Source organism: Cellulophaga algicola DSM 14237 (assembly GCF_000186265.1).
Classification (GTDB): domain Bacteria; phylum Bacteroidota; class Bacteroidia; order Flavobacteriales; family Flavobacteriaceae; genus Cellulophaga; species Cellulophaga algicola.
Window position 1 is genome coordinate 1713041 of record NC_014934.1, and the last position, 23328, is coordinate 1736368.

Annotated in this window: 17 protein-coding genes; 12 read left to right on the plus strand and 5 right to left on the minus strand. The window is 32.8% G+C overall.

Annotation, left to right across the window (positions count from 1 at the left end; genetic code table 11):
* Positions 1-337: 337 nt before the first annotated feature.
* Both CELAL_RS07365 and CELAL_RS07370 read right to left on the minus strand, forming a co-directional pair.
* Complete coding sequence (locus tag CELAL_RS07365; protein ID WP_013550272.1) at positions 338-2698, minus strand: PorP/SprF family type IX secretion system membrane protein; 2361 nt, start codon at positions 2696-2698, stop codon at positions 338-340.
* A gap of 33 nt (positions 2699-2731) precedes the next feature.
* The gene (locus CELAL_RS07370; protein WP_013550273.1) at positions 2732-4990 is read right to left on the minus strand and encodes a T9SS type B sorting domain-containing protein; all 2259 of its coding nucleotides are present in this window, start codon (positions 4988-4990) and stop codon (positions 2732-2734) included.
* A 262-nt stretch (positions 4991-5252) separates the two neighbouring features.
* On the opposite strand from CELAL_RS07370, the gene CELAL_RS07375 reads away from it, so the two are divergent.
* Positions 5253-6935: a glutamine--tRNA ligase/YqeY domain fusion protein gene (locus CELAL_RS07375; RefSeq protein ID WP_013550274.1), complete on the plus strand. Its 1683-nt coding sequence runs from the start codon at positions 5253-5255 to the stop codon at positions 6933-6935.
* Positions 6936-7181: 246 nt separating this feature from the next.
* On the opposite strand, the gene CELAL_RS07380 is transcribed toward CELAL_RS07375, so the two are convergent.
* Together CELAL_RS07380 and gltX are read right to left on the minus strand one after the other, a co-directional pair.
* Positions 7182-8123: an SPFH domain-containing protein gene (locus CELAL_RS07380; protein WP_013550275.1), complete on the minus strand. Its 942-nt coding sequence runs from the start codon at positions 8121-8123 to the stop codon at positions 7182-7184.
* 73 nt (positions 8124-8196) lie between these two features.
* Complete coding sequence (gene gltX / locus CELAL_RS07385) at positions 8197-9696, minus strand: glutamate--tRNA ligase (RefSeq protein ID WP_013550276.1); 1500 nt, start codon at positions 9694-9696, stop codon at positions 8197-8199.
* 218 nt (positions 9697-9914) lie between these two features.
* Between gltX and CELAL_RS07390 the strand changes: the two genes are divergently transcribed.
* From CELAL_RS07390 to CELAL_RS07410, 5 genes are all read left to right on the plus strand, one after another.
* Entirely contained in the window at positions 9915-13406 is a 3492-nt protein-coding gene (locus CELAL_RS07390; protein ID WP_013550277.1) for a hypothetical protein, read from the plus strand.
* Entirely contained in the window at positions 13399-13818 is a 420-nt protein-coding gene (ybeY, locus tag CELAL_RS07395) for an rRNA maturation RNase YbeY (protein WP_013550278.1), read from the plus strand. The genes CELAL_RS07390 and ybeY overlap by 8 nt, the downstream gene beginning before the upstream one ends.
* Before the next feature lie 8 nt (positions 13819-13826).
* Positions 13827-15695, plus strand: coding sequence for a tRNA uridine-5-carboxymethylaminomethyl(34) synthesis enzyme MnmG (gene mnmG / locus CELAL_RS07400; protein WP_013550279.1), 1869 nt, complete (start codon positions 13827-13829; stop codon positions 15693-15695).
* A 551-nt stretch (positions 15696-16246) separates the two neighbouring features.
* Positions 16247-16804: a hypothetical protein gene (locus CELAL_RS07405; RefSeq protein ID WP_013550280.1), complete on the plus strand. Its 558-nt coding sequence runs from the start codon at positions 16247-16249 to the stop codon at positions 16802-16804.
* The gene (locus CELAL_RS07410) at positions 16782-17609 is read left to right on the plus strand and encodes a class I SAM-dependent methyltransferase (protein WP_013550281.1); all 828 of its coding nucleotides are present in this window, start codon (positions 16782-16784) and stop codon (positions 17607-17609) included. The genes CELAL_RS07405 and CELAL_RS07410 overlap by 23 nt, the downstream gene beginning before the upstream one ends.
* A 284-nt stretch (positions 17610-17893) precedes the next feature.
* Here the strand turns inward: CELAL_RS07410 and CELAL_RS07415 are convergent, their stop codons facing one another.
* Complete coding sequence (locus CELAL_RS07415) at positions 17894-19384, minus strand: hypothetical protein (RefSeq protein WP_013550282.1); 1491 nt, start codon at positions 19382-19384, stop codon at positions 17894-17896.
* Positions 19385-19565: 181 nt separating this feature from the next.
* Here CELAL_RS07415 and yiaA point away from each other — a divergent pair, with 181 nt between their 5' ends.
* From yiaA to CELAL_RS07445, 6 genes are all read left to right on the plus strand, one after another.
* Positions 19566-20033, plus strand: a complete 468-nt coding sequence (yiaA, locus tag CELAL_RS07420; RefSeq protein WP_013550283.1) for an inner membrane protein YiaA — start codon at positions 19566-19568, stop codon at positions 20031-20033.
* 251 nt (positions 20034-20284) lie between these two features.
* Positions 20285-20593, plus strand: a complete 309-nt coding sequence (locus CELAL_RS07425; protein WP_013550284.1) for a hypothetical protein — start codon at positions 20285-20287, stop codon at positions 20591-20593.
* Between the two features lie 120 nt (positions 20594-20713).
* Complete coding sequence (locus CELAL_RS07430; protein WP_148229661.1) at positions 20714-21469, plus strand: hypothetical protein; 756 nt, start codon at positions 20714-20716, stop codon at positions 21467-21469.
* A gap of 8 nt (positions 21470-21477) precedes the next feature.
* A complete protein-coding gene (locus CELAL_RS07435) occupies positions 21478-21864 on the plus strand; it encodes a hypothetical protein (protein ID WP_013550286.1) in 387 nt (128 codons plus the stop codon).
* 54 nt (positions 21865-21918) lie between these two features.
* Complete coding sequence (locus CELAL_RS07440) at positions 21919-22614, plus strand: hypothetical protein (protein WP_013550287.1); 696 nt, start codon at positions 21919-21921, stop codon at positions 22612-22614.
* 136 nt (positions 22615-22750) lie between these two features.
* Positions 22751-23134: a hypothetical protein gene (locus CELAL_RS07445; protein ID WP_013550288.1), complete on the plus strand. Its 384-nt coding sequence runs from the start codon at positions 22751-22753 to the stop codon at positions 23132-23134.
* The last annotated feature ends 194 nt before the right edge of the window (positions 23135-23328 follow it).

Consider the following 23328-nt stretch of genomic DNA (forward strand, 5'->3'; position numbering starts at 1 on the left):
ATTATTACAGCCTAAAAGGCGTAATGCTATTTTTGACTTTTAAGGCCAGAGATATACTCAAAATCACTTTTTTACAGGTGATAGTTGAGTTAACATAACAAATATGATGTAAATTGATATGTTGTAAAATTTATTGTTGTGGTATGGTATTTTTATGTTGTGTACTGCATTTTATCAATGGTCTCCTTGCGTTTTAGGCTAATTTCCTACAAAGAGGATTCGTTTAAGATTATCGTTCAGTTTATGAAGGTATACTGCAATAATTTTGAAGTTTCCACAACGAGAAAAGGCCTTCAGAATTAATCTGAAAGCCTTTATATATTTTAGTTTTGTAGTGTTATGTGAGCAATCCTGCGCTTACTTTCATAATCCACATTTTTTGATCGTATGCATTATTTATTTTTGAATAATAAGACATTAATGCATTATTCCAAGAGCCATGTTTTTTAAGATATACGTAGCGGTAATTATTTTCTGGGTTGATAAAGTAACTAGCATTTAATCCTTTAGAATTTAATAGTTTTACAAAATTATTTGCATTTTTTGGACTCGCAAATACGTTGGCTATAATATAGTATCCACCATCTACCCCATTTAGATTAAAGTTTTTATAAGAAGGACTTCCTGTAGCTGCAACATTATCTTTTTCTATTACATTCTTCCTTAAATTAACGGCATTATATTTAGCTGATTTTTCTTTTAATCTAGTAGAGTTAGTAGCATATGCAGTGTCTGTGTAATTGGTATTATCTACATTCATAATCCATAAGTCGCCCTTATAATTAGCTTCTTTTTCATATCGATAAGAACTCAGCGCATTGTCCCAAGAATCTTCATGGATTAGGTATACATATTTTAAACCATTTTTCTTGTTTTCAAAATAGTCTGCGTTAATCCCTTTAGCTTTTAAATCTTCAATAAATTTGTTCATGTAATGTTCACTTTTATAAACATTAGCAACCACATAAAAACCATCATTTACACCTTCTAGGTTTCTAAATTTTCTACTCTTTATATTATTCTTTTTAGCAATTTCTGTAAATGCATCTTTTGTTTGCTCAGATGGTGCTGTACTTGTTTTAGGAGTCTTTATATAATCTGTTTTAGCAATAGCATCTGTAGTTTGTGTTTGCTTAGGTGTTTTTATAGTTCCCTTTGTTGTACCCGTAGTATTTGTAGCTGAAGGAGCTGTTGCCGTGTTGCTTCCGTTTGCACGGGTAGTTGTACTTGTTCCAGTTGCTTCTGTTGTTTCTGTGGTTCCAGTTGTTGAACCAGGATTATTTGTATCAGTAGAATTTTTGATGTTTTGCACTAAGGCATCTGCATCTTTTCCTTGAGAAGGATTAAGTATACCATTTGGATTATTGTACTTTTCTGTACCATCGGTTCGTAGGGTAGGATCGGTTTCGGTATCCGTATTATTTGATGCTACTTGCGTAGCGTCTCGATCTTTTAGGTTATTTAATAAGTATAATTGTTTTGCTTTTTCTTCTAAGGCAGGGTTTTCTCCATTAGTTTCTTTGCGTACCATACGCATCACCAAATCAAAACGGCGCTCTAAATCACTATTTCTACTACCTTCAATAGAATCTTGACGGAACATTAGCTCTGCTACAATTTCATTGTTTTCAGAAAGTGCTGCTTTTAATTTTTCTATTTCTTCATCTCTAGAAGTTAATGCTTCTGTATCTTTTGTTAAATCGTCTACATCTACTAATTCATCAGAATCTTCTAAAAGCACGCGGTCTTCTGTAAGATTAGGCGTTATAGAATAGGCAAATGATATTTCATGAGTAAGGCCAAAATCATTGAATGTATTTGATAGCCCTTTCTCCATAGTATACCCAATAGAGATACGTTTGTTTAGGTTAAAACCAATACCTGCAGCCGCACCATAGTAGCTATCATAACCTGCTTGAGCCCATCCTAGTTTTGGTAAATCTAATATTAGACTCCCTCCAAGAATAAAATCTTTTCCGGCAACCTCATATTTTTCTCCACCTTTTTTTACTCGTAATAAAGGCATTAAGCGTGCACCTTCTAATACGCCATCTCCAGAATCAAAAGGATAGGTGTATTGTAGATGACCAGAATAGGTCTTGTCACCAAACTCAGTAACAGATTCATTAGTTTTTATATTATAATCAAATAAGTTTTCTGCAAATACTCCAAAGTCAAATCTACCATAAGAAAGGTTAAAACCAGGCTGAAAAGATATTAAATTACTGTTCTGTAAGCCACTTAATAATGGATCATCGGGATCTACAGTATTTCCTCTACTACTGTCATAACCACTTCTATAATAGGAGAAGTTAGCACCAAATGTAAAGTTACTCTTGTCACTTAGTTTAATTCCATAAGCGTAATTTGCTAAGATACCGTAGTTAGATATGGCACCAGATTGTTGTGAATATAAGCTTAAACCTAAACCAGTTCTATCACTCATACGACCACTATAACTTAAGAAATAAGTTTGGTTATTATCGTTGAAAGTCGCAGATTGATTTCTGTGTAATAAATTAATATACGACTTGTCTTCCCTAACAGTTGAAAAAGTTGGATTCAGTAAGAATCTATTAAATTTCAAAAGGTTTTGAGAAGGCACATCATAAGTGATGTATGGATTCTCATCCTGAGCGCTTACCTTGGTAAGCGCTGTGATGAACAGAAACAGGTATATGATATATTTTTTAAGCATGTTGTGGTTAAATGGTTTGGTGGTAAAACTTGGTTACTTGATAACGGTAATAGTACCTTGTTTTATTGTGTCGGAACCCTTTTTAATCTTATAATAGAAGACCATATTTTGTGATGTGAAGCTTGTAGAAGACTCTGGCCAGTTGTTTTGGTATTCGAAAACATTGTACATTTCTTCTCCTTTATCATTGTATATGATCACATTAACATCGGCTTGGTATGCATAACTATTAGGTATAAACCATAAGTCATTTATGCCATCTCCATTTACTGTTATAACGTTCGGTATTTTAAATGTGTCTTTGTAAGTAACATTTACTTCTTTTAGGATAACACAGCTTTCTATGTAGGCTATTAAGGTATACGTACCTTCTGTATTTAATGTTATAGAAGCGCTGTTGCTTATGCTAATGTTATTGCTATCTCTCCATTCATAAGCTGTTCCTCCGCTTGCTGTTACGGTTTTAGAACCTCCTTCTGGGAATACAATATTAAGGGCGCTATCTAAAGTGATTAACGATTCGTCTAAAGGACTAATTGTAACTTCGTTTGATGGTATAGCACATCCATTTCTTGTAACCATTAAACGGTAGGTACCTGCTTCTGTTGTATTTAAATCAAGAGAAGAAGTATCTATAATGGTTCCATTTTTAGCCCACCCAAAAGTAGCTCCAGTTAAATCTGTAGGAGAACTTATCGTTATAAAGTCTGTACTATTACAAGCAACTAAACTACTTGCTTCAATAGTAATAATCTCATTACTTCTTAGGACTACTGGTAAGGTGTTAGAACTAGGGGTAAAGGTTTCAATAGTTGCATCTATTTGATACGATCCATTTTCTGCGATATCCGTTAGGCTTATGCTAGAAGAAGTTGCACCACTAATAGCTGTGCCATCTTTCTTCCACTGATAGCTCATAGAAGCTTTTAAATCACTTGTAACATCTGTTTTGGTGCCATTGGCTGCAACAGCATTTATAGTGGTTATATCAAGTACTATTTCGCTATTTTCACAATCAGTATACGTACTGGTATAATTTGCAATTATTTCGAATGAAGTTGGAGCAACTACATTAATCTTATTAGAGTTAAGAGATGATGCACACGCCCCACCTTGTGAAACAGTAACATAATATGCTGCCTCTTCTGAAATTGTTATCGTATTTGTGGTAGCACCGCTAATTGCTGTGCTATTTTTATACCATTGATATGTTGGTGATACAGCTGTTGATGTTACACTTAGTGTTTTTGATTCTCCAGGTAATATTACCATTTCTAATGGTGTATTTTCTGTTACAGTAAATGCTCCTGTTTTAGAGATGGTTAATGCAGGAGTAGTTTCAGAGCAAATACCGTCTGCTTCTACTTTTACGGTATAATCACCATCAAAATCAGGACTATTGGTATCAAATGCATAAGTATAGTTTCCTAATGTTTTTGCTTGTACTACAGTTCCATCTTTATACCAAGTATAGAATATGTCAGAATCTGCTATTGTTGCTTCAAGTGCGGTAGCTGTTTCGCCTTCACAAAAAGATGTTTTTGTTGGTGTATTGATAGTTACTCCTAGGGATGCGCCTGTTTCTACGGTAATTGAATTTGATAGTGTTCCCGCAGATCCAGAACAAATGGCACCATAATCTAATTCCACATTATACATGCCACTTTCAGAAACGGTCAATGTAGGTCCAGTTTCAGAAAGTATGGTTGAGCTTTTTCTCCAAATATATTTATAGGTTTCAGCGTTTGGTACATTATCTACAGCAATAACAGCAGTATTACCATCACAAATAGAGATTGTTCCATCGCCTATACTTCCGCTTCCATTTTCAGTAATTTGAACAGGACTTTTGTAATCAACATAGTACATGTTGTAAGCCTGAGAAGCCGGACTGTATAGTTCTGGACTTGTACTTTTTACTCTTAATTTGTATCCAGTGCCTCTCAACGTAAGCGGGATTACAAAACGTATGTCAAAATCTGTTGTACTGTTTTTGTCTGTTACCGTTGTTAATGTAGTAGGCGAAGAAAAACTTCCTGTAGCATCTGATAATTCCAAAACAAAAGTGTTATCACTTAATACGCTAGGTGATGCACTCCATTTAAAATTTACATAATATTCATTAAAAATAGATGATGCACATACTGCTGTCCATGCGCTGCCGCCAGTTCCAAAATTTGGATTTTGAATTGCGGTAGGTTTGTTTAATGTTTGAGCCATTAGTCCTATACTGCACATTAATAATGTGAAGAAAAAGAACGCTTTTTTTGAGAGTGTAGTAGGTCTGTTCATGTTGCTGCAACTTTAGGTTACTATTTGGGTTTGTAGCTTGGTTTCAGGAGGTTTTACCGTTAGTCGGATTAATCTACATCCTATCCATATGTTACACAGCTACAGTAATTAACATCAAATATGCTATTAAATTGCTGCTAAATGTATTTTATGTTGTAGCGTTGATTAAAAGTGTTGTGAAACCCTATTATTGCATGGTCTGTATCTTTTATAGAGCGCAACAATTCCTTTTTTAGTAACTTTGTAATTCAAAAATTTTGCAATGAGCGATGATACAAAGTCTCTGAATTTTATAGAGCATATTATTGAGGATGATTTAGCCAATGGTTTTTCTAAAAACAAGCTTAGATTCCGTTTCCCACCAGAGCCTAATGGGTATCTACACATAGGCCATGCAAGCTCTATTTGTTTAAACTTTGGATTAGGACTACGTTATGATGCTCCTGTAAACCTTAGGTTTGATGATACAAACCCAGCAAAAGAGGAACAAGAATATGTAGATGCGATAAAGAAAGATGTAGAATGGTTAGGCTTTAATTGGGCAGAAGAAGTTTATGCGTCCGATTATTTTCAACAATTATATGACTGGGCGGTTACATTTATTAAAGACGGCAAGGCTTATGTAGACAGTCAAACTGCTGCTCAGATCGCAGAACAAAAAGGTACACCTACTGAACATGGTGTACATAGCCCTTTTCGTGATCGATCAATAGAAGAGAACCTTTCTCTTTTTGAGGCTATGAAAGCAGGTACTTATATAGAAGGAGAGCATGTATTAAGAGCTAAAATAGACATGACCTCTAGCAACATGCTTATGCGAGATCCTATTATGTACCGTATACTTCATAAGGCTCATCACAGAACAAATACCGATTGGTGTATTTATCCAATGTATGATTGGACCCATGGTGAAAGCGATTATTTAGAACAAGTTTCGCACTCTTTTTGTACCCTAGAATTTGCAATGCACAGAGAGCTTTATGACTGGTTTTTAGATCAAGTTGTTGCGTCAGATAAGGTACGTCCTAAACAGCGAGAATTTGCTAGAAGAAATTTTAGTCATACGGTTGTTAGTAAGCGTAAACTTTTACAATTGGTTGAAGAAAAGAGGGTTACTGGATGGGATGATCCTAGAATGCCTACTATTTCTGGTCTTCGTAGAAAAGGATATACGGCTGAAGCTATTCGTAATTTTTCTAATACTATAGGTATAGCTAAAAGAGAAAATGTAGTAGATGTTAGTCTTTTAGAATTCTCAATAAGAGAACATTTAAACAGGGTTGCACCTAGGGTTATGGCTGTTTTAGACCCTTTAAAAGTAGTGATTACTAATTACCCAGAGGATCAAGAAGAGTGGTTAGAAGCAGAAAATAACCAAGAAGATGAGAGTGCAGGATACCGAACGGTACCTTTTTCTAGAGAATTGTATATTGAAAAAGAAGATTTTAGAGAAGAAGCAAATAAAAAGTTTTTTCGTTTGAAATTGGGGAATGAAGTTCGTTTAAAGAATGGATATATAATTAAGGCTGAGTCGTGTACAAAAGATACCGATGGGAATATTACCGAAGTACAGTGTACCTATGATCCAAAGAGTAGGAGTGGTAGTGGTACAGAAGAAAGTCTTCGTAAAGTAAAAGGTACATTACATTGGGTTTCTATAAAACATGCAGTTCCTGCAGAAGTTCGTTTATATGATCGTCTTTTTACAGATGAAACGCCTGATCAGCATAAAGACAAAGATTTTATGGAATTTATAAACCCAGATTCTTTGACGGTAATTACCGGATATTTAGAACCAAGTTTAAAAACGGCGCGACCAGAAGATTTTTTCCAGTTCCAACGTTTAGGATATTTTAATGTAGACAAGGATTCTTCTACAGAGAAATTAGTTTTTAATAAAACGGTTGGTCTAAGAGATACTTGGGCAAAAATGCAACAGAAATAAAAATATAGTTTTTTCTTATTGTTTATAAAATAACAATTGGTATTAACTATTAAAAACAAGCTTTATAAGTTTGTTTTAACGCATAAAAAAAAACCATCAATACGATTTTATGTATTGATGGTTTTTTTATTTTAAAACGTCTTAAAATAAGTATTTATTCTAATCGGTCTATTTTAAAAATTATATATAAGTTTTTAAGATATAAATCATAAAACTTATTGGTATTATCTATAGTTTTAAAAACTATTAATTATCATTTTTCTTCTTATCAGCAATTTCCTTTTTTTGCTGTTTCATAGTTTCACCAATCATATTACTAGCCGTGAATGAAGCAACCATATTATTTAACATATCACTTCCTGCTTGCGGAGAATTTGGTAATAAAATTAAATTACTATTCGTTTCTTCACCTAAAGATTGTAACGTATCATAATGTTGTGTAACCACAATTAGGGCAGAAGCTTCTTGAGAATTAATTCCAACTCTATTTAAAACTTCTACAGATTCTTCTAAACCTCTAGCAATTTCTCTACGTTGATCTGCTATACCCATACCTTGCAATCTTTTAGATTCAGCTTCGGCTTTTGCTTTCTCAACAATTAAAATACGTGCTGCGTCTCCTTCAAATTGTGCTGCAATCTTCTCTCTTTCAGAAGCATTAATACGGTTCATTGCTTGTTTAACCTGTGAATCTGGATCAATATCTGTCACTAAAGTTTTAATGATATCAAAACCATAAACCGACATATATTGTTGTAATTCACCTTTTACTGCAATGGCAATATCATCTTTTTTAACGAAAACATCATCTAATTTCATCTTCGGAACTTCCGCTCTTACTACATCAAATACAAAAGAGGTAATTTGTTCATGCGGATATTCTAATTGATAGAAAGCATCATAGACTTGTTCACGTAATACAACATATTGTACGGATACTTTTAACTTTACGAATACATCATCAAGAGTTTTGGTCTCAATAATAACATCTAATTGTTGAATTTTTAGACCAACTCGGGCAACAATTTTATCAACTAGAGGTAATTTCATTTGTAAACCTGAAGTTCTCACGCTATGGAACTTTCCAAATCGTTCAATTATAGCAGCTGTTTGTTGTTTCACCGTAAAAAATGATGAAAATAAAATTACCGCACCAATAAATAATAGGGGTATTAATAAGTAGCTCATACGTTTGTTTTTATGTTAATTAATAGTTCTCTACAATATAGGTAGCAATTCTCTTACTTTTGTTACAATTAATTTATTTTAATTGATCAATTGCAGTTTTTATTCTCTGTAAGCTTTCCTCTTTCCCAATAAATTCTAGGATATCAAATAGGTGAGGGCCCTTCATTTCACCTACAATGATGAGTCTTAATGGGGGCATTACTTTTCCAAAAGATAATTCTTTTTCTCCAATCCATGTCTTAACAATTTCTTCTGTTTGTTCTGATGAAAAGTCTTCTATAGCGGCTAGTACGTCATGTACGGCTGTCATGATACTGGAAGTATCTTCTTTCCATTGTTTTTTACTAGCTTTTTCATCATATGAAGTAGGACTAACAAACATATAATCAGATAGCTCCCAAAAATCTGCCACAAAAACAGCTCTTTCTTTTATTAGGGAAACTACTTTTTCTACTTTAGTTAAAGGCGCTTTTATCCCTTTTTCTTGAAGTATTGGAAGGTATAATTCCGCTAGTTCAATATCCGATTTTTGCTGTAAGTATTGTTGATTATACCATTTGGTTTTATCAGGATCGAATCTAGCTCCCGATTTATTTACCCGTTCTAAACTAAACAAGTTTGTAAGTTCTTCTAATGAAAATATTTCCTGTTCTGTTCCAGGATTCCATCCTAACATGGCAAGGAAATTTACTACAGTTTCAGGAAAATATCCTTCTTCTTTATATCCTTTAGATTCATTCCAATTTAAAGGAAAAACAGGGAAGCCTAATTTTTCTCCATCGCGTTTGCTTAATTTACCTTTCCCAACAGGCTTCATAATCAAGGGTAAATGTGCAAACTCAGGTGCTTGCCATTCAAAAGCATCGTATAATTGTTTATGCAGTGCTAAAGAAGGTAACCATTCCTCTCCGCGTATAACATGAGTAATCTCCATTAAATGATCATCAACAATATTTGCTAAATGGTACGTTGGCATTCCATCACTTTTATATAATACTTTGTCATCTAGTACATTAGAGTCAATAGTCATGTTTCCTCTAATAGTATCGTTTAATTTTATTTGTTGGTCTGGTGCTGTAAGAAAGCGTACCACATACTCCTCGCCATTTTCAATTTTCTTAGTTACTTCTTGAGGCATTAAAGAAAGAGAATTGTCTAATTTTAACCTATTATGCCAGTTATATATAAACGTTTTTCCTTGTTCTTCGTGTTCTTTTCTGTGATTATCTAAGCTTTCTGAGCTGTCAAAAGCGTAATATGCTTTCCCTTTTTCTAGAAGAACGTTTACATATTCTTTATAAAGGTGCTTTCTTTCGCTTTGTCTGTAGGGTCCAAATTTACCTTCTTTTCCTGGGCCTTCATCAAAGGGTATATTACACCAGTTTAAGGCATCTATAATATATTGTTCTGCACCTTCTACATATCTATTTTGATCGGTATCTTCAATCCTTAAAATAAATTCACCATTGTGTTTCTTAGCAAAAAGGTAATTAAATAGTGCTGTTCTTACACCACCAATATGTAGGGCTCCTGTTGGGCTAGGAGCAAATCTAACGCGAACTTTAGTACTCATAATTTTGTATTTGTTGTAAAGATAGTAAAAGGTGAAAATTAGAACTAATAGTTAAATAATTTAGATTTATTGTTATTGTAAACTGCACATATTGAGAGGCTTACAATTAACATGGTTATGGCATATTTATATTTTGTATTATTTACCTTTGCGGTTATTTCATTCCGTTACTCTAAAAGTGTTTTTTTTTCGAGTATCTTGGTAATAAAATCCTACAATTGACTGCATTAGATCATATAAAGAAAAACCTGAAGGACTTTGTTAAAAGTTATTATACCGCCCAATTAATTAAGGGATGTATTTTATTTTTGGCACTAGGTAGCTTGTTTTTGTTATTGGTGTTAGGAGTTGAATACTTTCTTTGGTTGAGTTCTGGTTTTCGCTTATGTATTCTACTTAGTATGTTATTGGTCTCATTATATTTGGCTTATCAATTTATTTTGACACCCATTTTTTATCTATTTCGACTAAAAAAAGGTTTATCAGACAGCCAGGCTGCGGATTTAATTGGGCGACATTTTCCTGAAATTGAAGATAAGCTTTCCAATTTAATAGACTTACAAGCCACTACGGAACAGTCTGAATTACTTTCTGCAAGTATACAGCAAAGGGCAGAAGTTCTTACACCTTTTAATTTTTCAAAGGCTATAAATTTCAATAATTCTTATGCATATGCTAAGTGGATTGTTGCTCCGCTTTTAATTTTTTCATTAATTTTCTTTTTTGGGGATATAAAATCTTTTTTTAAAAGCTATGAACGTGTAGTAAACTACGATTTAGCTTATGAAAAACCAGCCCCTTTTAAATTTATTTTATTAAGTTCTAATTTATCCGTCTTAAAGAATGAAACTGCATCAATTTTAGTTGAAACATCGGGTACGATTCAGCCAGAAACTATTTCTATTAGTATAGAAGGGGAGGAGTATGTTATGAAAAATGCAAATGGTATTTTTCAGTACGATATAAAAGCGCCTACAGATTCATTTACTTTTCATTTTATTGCGAACGGATATACTTCTAATTCTTATCGTTTTGAAGTTATTAATACACCTTCCATCCTAAATTTTAATTTAGAATTAAACTATCCGAAGTATACTAATAAAAAACCTGAAGTAATACAGAGTACGGGTACAGCTATTCTACTTGAGGGCACCACAGTAAAATGGAATGTTACTACTGAATATACAGACAAATTACTTTATAAAGATTTAGATACTATTAAAGAATTTACTAAAATTTCTTCTCATAATTTTATATTTTCCAAACGTATATATAATTCTTTAAGCTATACGGTTACTACCTCTAATGAACGTGTTTTAGATTTTGAAAATTTAAATTATTCCTTTAAGGTTGTAAAAGATGAAGCTCCTAGAATAGAAGTAGAACAACGCGTAGATAGTCTTGTAAATAACACTGCTTATTATAGTGGGACGCTTTCTGATGATTATGGTTTAACTTCTCTTAAATTATTTTATTATGATATGCTATCTCCGGATAAGGTGAATAGTATTGAATTATCTAAGCCTACAAATACGGTAAACACTTTTTATTATACGTTCCCCTCTGGGATTGATATCTCTGCGAATAGTACCTATGGGTATTATTTTCAAGTGTCTGATAATGATGCTGTTAATGGTTCAAAACACACAAAATCTAAAACTTTTACTAGTATAATTTTAAATAATAATCAGCTTAAAAACAAGGATTTAGAGTCCCAACAAGCTATTATATCAAACTTAAACAAAACGGTAGATCAGCTTAAGAATCAAACTAAATCTCTTGAAGATCTTTCTAACAGTCAAAAAGAAAAATCTAACTTAAATTTTAATGACAAATCTAAGCTTAATTCGTTATTGCAAAAGCAAGAGGTTCAGGAAAACCAAATGCAGAAATTTTCTAAACAATTAAAAGAGAATTTAAGTAAGAGTAATGAAGAGGATGATTTAAATAAATTATTACAAGAACGTCTTGAGCGTCAAGAATTACAAGCAGAAAAGAATAAGCAATTGTTGGAGGATTTAAAGAAAATTGCAGATAAAATTAATAAAGAAGAATTATCTAGACGTTTGGATGATCTTGCAAAAAATCAGAAGAATGGTCAGCGTAATTTGGAACAATTATTAGAACTGACCAAACGGTATTATGTTACAGAGGCAGCCTCTCAACTAGCTAAGGATTTAGAGAATCTGTCTAAAAAACAAGAGGATTTATCGCAATCTAAAACTAATGATACAAAAGCAAAAGAAGCACAAGAGAAAGTAAATGAAGAATTTTCTAAGCTTTCTTCTAAATTAAAAGAACTTGAAAAAGATAATGAAAATTTAAAAAAACCAATTTCCTTAGGTATCAAGGAGGCCGAATTAAATGCTTTGGATGATAATCTAGACGCAATTTCTAAACAATTGCAAGAAGAACAAAAAGAAATAAAAAGCCCTAGTGCTAGCTCAAAACAGAAATCTGCTGCTGCTAAAATTAAAGAATTAGCAGAGAGCTTATCTCAATCTTCTTCTAGTTCTGGTGGTTCTAGTGTTTCAGAAGATGCAGAAGTACTACGTCAAATTCTAGATAATCTAGTTGTTTTTACATTTAAACAAGAAGCTATTATAGATGAACTTAGTGAAAATGAAAATGTTTTTGCAAATCAATCTAAAGTTATATTACAGCAAAAAGAACTCAAATCTCTTTTCGAGCATGTAGACGACAGTCTTTTTTCTTTGTCATTGCGTGTGCCTGAGATTTCTGAGAAGGTAAACAAAGAAGTTACAGATCTTTATTATAATTTAGATAATGTAGTAGAGAATTTATCTGAGTCTAGAATTTATCAAAGCGTTTCTTATCAAAAATATGTCCTTAACTCTGGGAATACTCTTTCAGATTTATTAGCAGATATTTTAGATAATATGCAAGAAAGCATGAAGACTGGAAAAGGAGAGGGGTCTAGCCAAGACTTTCAGTTGCCAGATATTATTAAAGGTCAATCAGAATTAAGTAAGAAAATGGGTGACGCTGGCAAGGGTAAGGAAGGTAAAAAGGGGGAAAGTGGTTCTTCTGGGGAGAAAGGTAAAGAAGGTAATCAAGGTAAGCAAGGTGAAAATGGCTCTTCTGGTAGTGACGGACAAAAGGGAAGTAAAGGTAAAAGTGGTACTTCAGGGGAGAATAGTCAAGGGCAACAGGGTACTTCATCAGGTTCTGATGCTAAGGGTGAGGGGAAATCCGGTCAAGGGAAAGGTGATGGTAATGGTTCCGGAGAAAAAGGTTCTATGGGGAATGGGAACACGGGCTTGTCAGAGGGTGCTTTAAAAGAAATTTATCAAATTTATAAAGAACAAGAACTTCTTAAGAATAAGTTGGAAGAGCAATTATCCAATATGATTAATAGCGACGATCGTAGGTTAGGAGAGAAGTTAATTAAGCAGATGAACGATTTTCAAAACAATCTTTTAGAAGATGGAATTACAAGAAGCTCTATTGATAAGGCGACTATTATACAATACGAATTATTGAAGTTGGAAGGTGCTGCTATGAAGCAAGGGGAGAAGAAAGAGCGGGAAAGTGATGTTAATAGTAAATCTTTTTCAAACCCTATCCTTTCACAACCAGAAATCTTTGAGAATTACAAAAATCAAAATGAAATTTTAAATAGACAAGCACTACCTTTGCGGCAAAATTACCAACATAAAATTAAAGAATATTTTAATACAAATGATTGAATTTAATTACGAGTTAGATTTTGAATTATCTAATGAACCCTATTATGCAGATTGGTTAACTAGGGTTATAGAATCTGAAGGTAAATCCTTGGGAAATTTAAGTTATATTTTTTGTGATGACGCTTATCTTTTAGATATTAATATGAAATATCTTGATCATGATACGTATACAGATATTGTAACTTTTGATTATTGTGAGGGAGATACTATTGCAGGAGATTTATTTATTTCTATCGAAAGGGTATTAGAAAATGCTAAGGAATATAATGTAGATTTTTTAGAGGAATTACATAGAGTTATGTCTCATGGGGTTTTGCATTTAGCAGGCTACAAGGATAAAACGGATATGGATGCGGCGCTTATGCGTAAGAAAGAAGAAGAGAAAATTAAATTGTTCCACGTGGAACATTAAGGGAAATTATGTTTGATAAAGAGTATGATGTTATAGTAGTTGGCGCTGGTCATGCAGGATGTGAAGCTGCTGCTGCTGCCGCAAATATGGGTTCAAAGGTATTATTGGTGACTATGAACTTGCAAAATATTGCCCAAATGTCTTGTAATCCTGCTATGGGTGGTATTGCAAAAGGACAAATTGTGCGTGAAATTGATGCACTTGGGGGTTATAGCGGGATCATTTCCGATAAGTCTGCCATACAGTTTAAGATGCTTAATAAGTCTAAAGGGCCTGCAATGTGGAGTCCTAGAACTCAGAATGACCGAATGGTATTTGCTGAGGAATGGAGGTTGGCTTTGGAGGATACACCAAATGTTGACTTTTATCAGGAGATGGTTTCTGGCCTATTGGTAGAGAATAATAAGGCAGTTGGTGTTACTACTTCTTTAGGAATTAAGATTAAGTCTAAATCTGTAGTTCTTACAAATGGTACTTTCTTGAATGGATTAATTCATATTGGAGATAAAAACTTTGGTGGAGGTAGAGCTGGTGAACGTGCTGCAACAGGAATAACAGAACAATTATTGTCTTTAGGTTTTGAATCTGGAAGGATGAAAACAGGTACGCCGCCAAGAGTAGATGGTAGATCTTTAGATTATTCTAAGATGATTATACAGCCTGGAGATGCTATTCCGGAGAAATTTAGCTACTCTCCAACTAAAGCTTTAGAGCATCAAAGAGATTGTCATATGACGCATACGAGTGAATTGGTTCATGATTTATTGCGTGAAGGTTTTGATCGTTCTCCAATGTTTAACGGTAGAATTAAAAGTTTGGGGCCTAGATATTGCCCTTCTATAGAAGATAAAATTAATCGGTTTGCAGACAAAAACAGTCATCAATTGTTTGTGGAGCCAGAAGGTTGGAGAACTGTTGAAGTATATGTAAATGGTTTTTCTACTTCGTTACCGGAAGATGTTCAGTTTAAAGCATTGCGTTCTGTTGTCGGTTTTGAGAATGTAAAGTTCTTTAGACCGGGTTATGCTATCGAGTATGATTACTTTCCGCCAACGCAATTAAAGCATACTTTAGAAACTAAATTAGTTTCTAATTTGTATTTCGCTGGTCAAATTAATGGAACTACTGGTTATGAAGAAGCCGCTTCTCAGGGTCTTATGGCGGGCATAAATGCGCACCAAAAAATTAATGAAAAAGAAGATTTTATCTTAAAAAGAGATGAAGCTTATATCGGTGTTTTGATTGATGATTTAATTACAAAGGGTACAGAAGAGCCTTATCGTATGTTTACATCTAGAGCAGAGTATAGAACTTTGTTGCGTCAGGATAATGCAGATTTACGTTTAACACCTATGGGATATAAAATAGGTTTAGCTCGTGAGGATAGATTAAAAAGAATGGAAGACAAGTTAGAGAAGTCTGAAAAATTTGTTCAATTTTTCAAGGATACTAGTGTGCTTCCGGATCAAATAAACCCAATATTCGAAAGTGTAAATTCTGCAGTAGTAGATCAATCTTTCAAAATGTTTAAAGCATTTTCTAGACCTAATGTAACTATGGATCATATGATGACTATAGCATCTGTTTCTAATTTTGTAAAGGAGAATGATTTAAATAGAGAAGTTTTAGAACAGGCAGAAGTACAGGTAAAGTATTCGGGGTATATTGCTAAGGAGAAAAATAATGCAGATAAATTACATCGGTTGGAAAATGTAAAGATTCCTGCAAATTTTGATTACACCAAATTAAAGTCGCTTTCCACAGAAGCGAGACAGAAGTTAACCAAGATACAGCCAGTTACTATTTCGCAGGCTTCTAGAATAAGCGGAGTTTCTCCAAGTGATATTAGTGTCTTGTTAGTCTTCCTAGGAAGATAATATTGGTTCTATTTACCAGCATATTTAAAGTCTCTAAATGTAAAAGTTTAGAGGCTTTTCTTTTTTGGTTTTACGGATATTTCATGTTATTGGTTCTTATGAATAGAATGGTTTAAAGTATTTTTTTTAATGTATGTGTTAGTAGGTTTGTGATTGTGCTGTATTTATTAATTAAGTTTGCGTAATCTAAATTCAAAAAATTTTAGCAGTACTAGAGTAGGGGGTTCTGTTTATTGCTCCGTAAGCTTGATGATCTAAGTGATGTCAGATAGGTCTAATTTTTATTGTTGTATAGATTTTAAAGGTTCATTTAATTTTCTTGTTATGATGTGTAAAAGTGTTCGGTAATCAAATTGTTCCACGTGGAACAATTTGATTACCGCTGTGCTAAATTTTCAAAAGTGTAGTTCCTGCGTCGTAATTTAATTATATATCTTGTGCAAATAAATGTTGTGTAGTCTCCTATTTTTGTTGTGAACTATTTGTGGAGAATTATTCCTTTTGGACCACTTGTTGTTCAGGTTTTTTAGAGATTTAAAACCACTCCTTTCATGAATAGATTATTTAATGTTTTAGTTTTTCTTTTTGTTTTATCATCATTTGTGCTCATTCGGATTGCTCCTAAAATTGATGATTATAAAATTTCTAAAGGAAAAAAATTTAAGCGGACTTTGTCAAAGCGACAGCTATTTATTTTTGAAGACACAAAAGAGGCGGGAGAATCTTATAAGTATGTGAATACAAAATTTCAATTGCATGATTCTCTTGTTTATGATGATGTTCCTTTTCAATTAGAAAACCAGCAATATTTTTTCGCTACTTATGAAGTTGAGATTCAAGATAAGTCTTTTCAATTAGTCCCAATTGCTTTAGATGTTTTGCTGAGTACATCTTTAGGAAGGGATGAAGTAGATCCGTTATTTTCAAATCCAGACGGAATTTCCCGTAAAGGAAATTTTTACATTGCTATAGAAGTTTATAGCGATTTGGAAAAAGATTGTTTATTGGCTAATTCTTTTTCACGTACTTCAGTTTTAAAGTATCTTCGTCAACTCAAGAAAGAATATTTAGCTACACACAATTACAATGAAATTTTATTTAAAAACTAAAGACTATTCTGTTAGTCAGGAAACCTTTGAATTATTTCTGGATCAAGAATTAGATATGCTCATTACAAAACCAGAACCTCAGGTTTTGGATTCGTATTATGATAGTGAGGTGTATATTTCTCATACGGATGCTAATGTTTCTTTGATGGACAAAATCTATCAAAGTGTAAAAAAGATTAATCTTAAAAATAAGCTTAAGGTTGTTGCTAAACATGCAGTAGGAAAACGGCTTTTAGATGTTGGTGCGGGTACCGGAGATTTTTTAGTAGTGGCAAAAGAAAATGGATGGAGCGGAGTTGGTGTAGAGCCAAATAAAAAAGCACGAGATAAAGCTTTTGAAAAAGGCTTGGTTTTAAAATCAGCCTTAGAAGATTTCTCTGATGAAAAATTTGACGTCATTACCTTATGGCATGTATTAGAACATGTACCCAATTTAACCGATCAAGTAAGTAGGTTATCTCATCTTTTATCGGACAAAGGAATTTTAATTGTGGCTGTTCCTAATTATAAATCTTTCGATGCAAAATATTATAAAGAGTATTGGGCGGCTTTTGATGTGCCTAGACATCTTTGGCATTTTTCTAAATCTTCTATCACTAAGCTATTTTCTAAAGAAAATTTAAAAGTGTCAAAAGTCTACCCTATGATCTTTGATGCATTTTATGTTTCCCTTTTATCTGAAAAATATAAAACTGGAAAACAAAACTTCGTTGCAGCATTTTTTGTGGGGCTGCGTTCAAATATAAAGGCTTGGAGAACTAAGGAGTATTCTTCCCTAATTTATGTCATAAAAAAGGCTAAATAATCATTTTAAGCTCTTTTGAGAGGGTTTTGGCTTTAGTGCCTAATAAGTAGCTGTTTATTTATTTAAATCAATTTATAACCTATTTAAAATCGACTGTTTTTAATTAGATTTACTGATTTCTTTTAGTTTTGAAATAGATATTTCTTATAATACCTATTTCGACCTGTATTTAAAAATTTTATAAAAAAAATTGAGGAAGACACTTGGCGTAATCTTGAAAAATATGTTCCTTAACTTTTATTTTATTGAACGCTCGGGAAAATTTTAAAATAGCTTCATGCCTATCAATTTTTTTGAGCTACAACTTCTAAGGTAGTTTTATACAAATCGGTTTTCATGATTTTTGATTTTAGCCACGCATAAAAACTCAGTACAAATAAATCCTCTTTTTCTTCGTGTAGGGTGATAAGTGTTTTTTTTACTTTCAGCATAAATTCATTTTGATCTATTTTTTCTTTATGATAAAAATAGTGGGTGGCTAAACTCAAGAATTCTAAAACTCTGTGCTCTTTGTTTTCTTTTAAACGTTTGCTGTATTTTTTTCGGAAACTATGTATTCTAGAAGCTACTAGATCTAAATTTTCCATTTCCATATATAGCAATATTTCTGTTAGGTTCTTCTTGACCACCCAAATTTCTCCTCCTTTCTCTGCGTACCAGGTATCGCTATGACGAGATTCTTTGAAAATCTGCAACGCTTCTTTGCATTTATTCTGCTGAAATAAGAGCACTACTGTGGTTAGTTTTAAATCCATGATATATGCAACCTGCTGTTTGTACTTTTCAAAATCAAATTGTTCCAAACATGCTAGAGCTTCTTCTGATTTTCCAGCGTAGTTTAAATTTAAGACTAGCAATAAAGTGTATTGGGGTATAAAACGTTGGTAATAGCTATTGTTTTGTCTTTGCATTTCTGTTTTCATCCGTTCCAAGTACTTCTTAGATTGCTCAAAATCTTTATTTCTGAAGTGTGAATTGGCGATGTAATACAAAATTTGAATATGATAGAACAAATGTTTTTGAGATAACTTTTGTTTCTGTTCTATTTCCCTATTTACTTTTTCTATAAATGGGAGTAAGGTGTAAAAATCTCGGGTAATATGAGCTGCTTCATTATTAATGGCAACAATTTTATATAAAGAACGATAGCTTAAACCATTCTCAATAGAAATATTAAATGCAGCTAAGGTCTTGGCTATAGTTTGGGTAATATTTTTATTTTTTGCTGCCAATTCGTTTTTAATAGTAGCATAAAAAAGATTTAAGTTTTCTTCTTGTTGAAATAATAACTTGTTGGCTTTGAACTGGGTGATTAACTCTTGCAAGTCAACTTTTCTATCTAAATGCGTATACTGTATGCGGGTGTAGTATATTTCATTTAAAATACCATAGAGCTCATGCTGTTTCGCTTTTATTTCTGCTTTTTTTACAACCCTCAACGCTACTTTGTATGCTTTTTGCTCAAAGAGAATTCTACTGGCAAGCAAAAGTTTAATAATTTCCATTTCTTCAGATTGCTCTCCTTCAAAACTCTTTGTAGCTATAAAATCTATTAACCCGTCAAAGAGGCGCTTGCTTAAAGCGTTGTACGCCCCTTTGGCCTTCTTACCATAAAGGAGCACATCAATATGTTCAGCATTAGGGTTTGTTGCCAGTATATTGAATAAAGCAACGTTTTTTGTGTCGTGTCTCTTATTCCTTTGGTTTAACCGAGTAATAAAATTTTTCTGCTCTTCATTGGTTAATGTCGCTATTAATCCAGTATTTATGTTCATTATATCGTAAGTTATAAGATCTATAAATATAATGAATACAATATATAGTTCTAATTTAATATAATTTATATCGTAAGTTTTATTCGAAAGTAGATTTTCCAAAACACACTAGGCTCCCCATCTTTGTACCGTTGAAAGAAACTAAATCAACAAAATAATTAATCATCAAAAATCAATTATTATGAATTACAATTTTAGTAACGATACCGGAGAAGAAAAGAACAAGAAAAAAATTCAGAAAGAATTTGATAACAAACCAACCCCTGCTTTTATAGGCGCTTCTTGGGTGGCATTAGTAGCAGGTATGCTTGCTTTCTGTGTAGGGTTATCTAATGCAGCCATGCTTTTGAATGAAAAAGGGTATTACTTAACCATTCTTCTGTTCGGGTTATTCTCGGCAGTATCTGTGCAGAAAAATGTACGAGATCGTTTGGAAGGTACAGAAGTAACAGATATGTACTATGGTATAAGCTGGTTTGCTGCATTAGCATCTATAACCTTACTGGTTATTGGTTTATGGAATGCCGATTTAAACCTAAGTGAAAAAGGATTTTACGGAATGTCCTTTACCTTAAGCTTATTTGCAGCTATTGCAGTACAAAAAAACACACGTGATAAGAAGTTTATAGAAAGTACAGAAGAGGTATAATTTCAAAAGAAGGAAGTACTCATGAGGTGCTTCCTTTTTTTGATGATTAGAAAAGGCAACTGCAGCGATGTAGTTGTCTTTTTTCGTAAAATAATTTATATTGTAGGTAATATGTGATGTATTTTAGGTTGATATTAACAATACGAGCGTGTATTGAACGTTTACTAAAGAGGTTTACAGAGCGTATTTAAAATCTGATATTCCATTGTAAAACAGCAGCCAAACTAATAACAATTTTTAAGTGTTTATTTATGGAAGAAGAGAGCCTACAAGAGTTAGATAAAATTTTAAAACCTATTATAGATAGAAGTTATCAAGCAGCAAAACGCGAATCCTATAATGGAACTCCCTCCGGGAAATCAATTTTAGAACACTTTCAAGTTGAAATTGATAATACCAGAGTTGCAATATCTAGTCAGTTTTATAAAATTGACAAGTTAATGCAGCATAATGCTAGTTTAAGAAAGTCTTCGGCAAAGCCTAAACAGCCTAAAGTAGATTCTAAAAAATATGTGCGGGAATCTAATGGAGGTTATCAAGTGTTTAATGGGATGAAATGAATACAACTTTCGAATGAAGCGCGGATTGATTTAAAAATTGAATCAAACTGGGAAACAGCGAATAAAGCCGCAGTAATCCTTAGTGCTAGTGATCCTAAAACAAACACCTATGTGCGCTATGTGGATAACGATGTTTTTACAAAGGGATTTGATTATTCTTATACCGGTGATAAAATGGGTAGCGAGCAAACATCTCCCGCTTTACCTTCAAGATATATGTACTGGGAAGATCCTTTTTATGCTACTGTTAAAAAGGGAGTATCAATAACAGGTAAAACAGCAGGGGCGCTTGGAGCACGTAACATTGGAAATTTAACACCATGGAGAAGCGGTAGCAATATAGAATTTGCAAAGGGTTGGTATCGCAATAAAGAAGGAATTTATAGAAAACTAAGTAGCCAAAAAGGATTAGGAGCAGGAGGTCATCAAGTAGGCACAAGAAATGCATTGAATAGAGCTTCAAAGTTTAAAGCTGTTGGAAAAAAAATGTTGTGGGTAAGTGCAGCGATTAGCTTTTATGAAGTTACAGATGTTTTGGTTAATGACGATTCTAATAAATGGAATGTAACGACCAAAGCTAGTATTGATATAACCATGGGTTTAATAGGCTTTTACGGAGGACCTATAGGTTGGTTAGTGTCTGGAACTTATTTTATTCTGGATATTAGTGGAGCTTTTGGTGATTGGGGAAAACCCAGTGGCATTCGTTCTGACGGAGTCCCTTATAATTTTAATCAATTTGAGTATGATCATGAAATAGAATTTAATATAGAGTTTGTAAAAGAAATACAAGAAAAAAAATTACTTGAACTTAGAAATGTCAAAATAGATAAGACAAGTGTCATTAAACCTAGAATTTTGTTACGTAAAAATTAGCCACTACAATGAATCAAGCATTAATTTTTATGATGATGACCATATGGTTATTTCCATTCACCATTTTTATGTTTTATAGAATTTTTTTAGAAAATAAAAAGGGCTTAACGGCTATGTATATTCTATCAATTATTCTTATAATTCTGGGGTTAATAATGGTCATACGATATAAAATACCAATGTTCTTATGTATGTTAGGGCCTTTATTTTTTTTCTCATTGTATGATATCGCTACAAGAATTTTTGTTGCTAGATATAATAGAAAACCGATTGATACAGGTAATAGTTGGCAATCAGGAATATTCGCAGATCGGGTATATAATATTACGGTAACGTCCTTAGGACTAATTTTGCCCATTTTAATATTTGCCTTATTGTACGATTTATTCAAGTAAAATTGTTTAACGAGGGTGATACCTTAAAAACCACTTTAAAAACAAATTAGAATAATGAGTATTTTAAACCAGCATAAAAAAATATTTAGTCTAGTACAAGTTGAATTAGAAAAGTTAGGATTTTCTGAATTTGTATATGAACCTCATTTCTATTCGTTAGATGCTACAAAAAAGTTTGGAGACTTAACATATAATTTAACTTTCCAACTCTTATCAAAAAGTATTTCTTTAGGTTACGTTTATGGATTTATATTAGTCAACCCTGTGAACAAAATACTTAAACAGTTTATACCAGATTTATCAGATAACAATGAGCTGATAACCTTAAAAAATCATATTAACGGTGGAAAACAAGAAGATTTTAAAAAGATAAATGAGCACTTGAAAACCAAAAACACGGGAGACTATATCACGGCTATAATGGAGCATATAAAAAAAATAGACTTCCCGTTTTTCAATAAATACTCCACATTGGAAGCCATTAACCAAGAAATTATTAATAAAGTGCCGGAGGAGGATTATTTTGAATGGTTTCCTGGGGTAGCGATATTTAAAGTGCTAATTATTATGAAACTTCGTGACAATTCAAAATATGAAGAATATAAAAATAAAAGAGTTAAAGTTTATTTATCCTTTGTAGAAAAACAACCTGCTTTATATCAAGATGATTACATTACTTTTTTGTCATTCTTGGATTACATAGACAGTGGTTCATATTTAAAAATAAATGAAAAAGACAACATGGCTTAAGTTCGTTTTTAGTTGCCCTCGCTAGCGGGGCAACTAAAAACTTAATTGAATCAATAACCAACAATTATACTGCCCTATTTAGACTAAATGCTGATAAATCAACGTACCGTTTAGTAACCTTATTTCCTGAATAATCATGTTAGAATCATTAATAATAGACCTTTTTGAAAAGGTAAACAGAAAAACTATCACTCAAGAAAATATAGATATAATAGTTATATTATTAGAAGAAAATAATCTGGATGATGTAACTATGGTACCAATTTGGTTTACTGATCTTTTTAAAAGTATTTTACAACAAGAAAATGTTCCTAGAACTTTTTATCGAAGAGAAATTCATCAAGGAGATATAACAAATTTTTTAGCTGAATTAGAAGAATTAATAAACGCCGAGTGGAATGATTGTGGAGAGGCTGTAGAAGTCTTTTTCCCTAATATAAATATGTTTGTATGTATATCCTCCGAAGGGAATTTTTACGAAATCATTAATCAAAGAAAGGGTCTTTCAACGGATGCTTAGTGTTTTAAAACATTTCTTTTCACTTGTTCTCTTAATTTTAGGTTTTACACAAGAAAACCTAAAAGCAGGTGTATTTTTTCCATTAGAACCAAGTGCTAAATTTTTAAACGCATTTCAGGTTCAATTTACTTCCCCGCTAGCGCGAGCGTCACGTTCGTGGCCGAAACAATAAGTAACTAAAAAGTAAAGTAGAA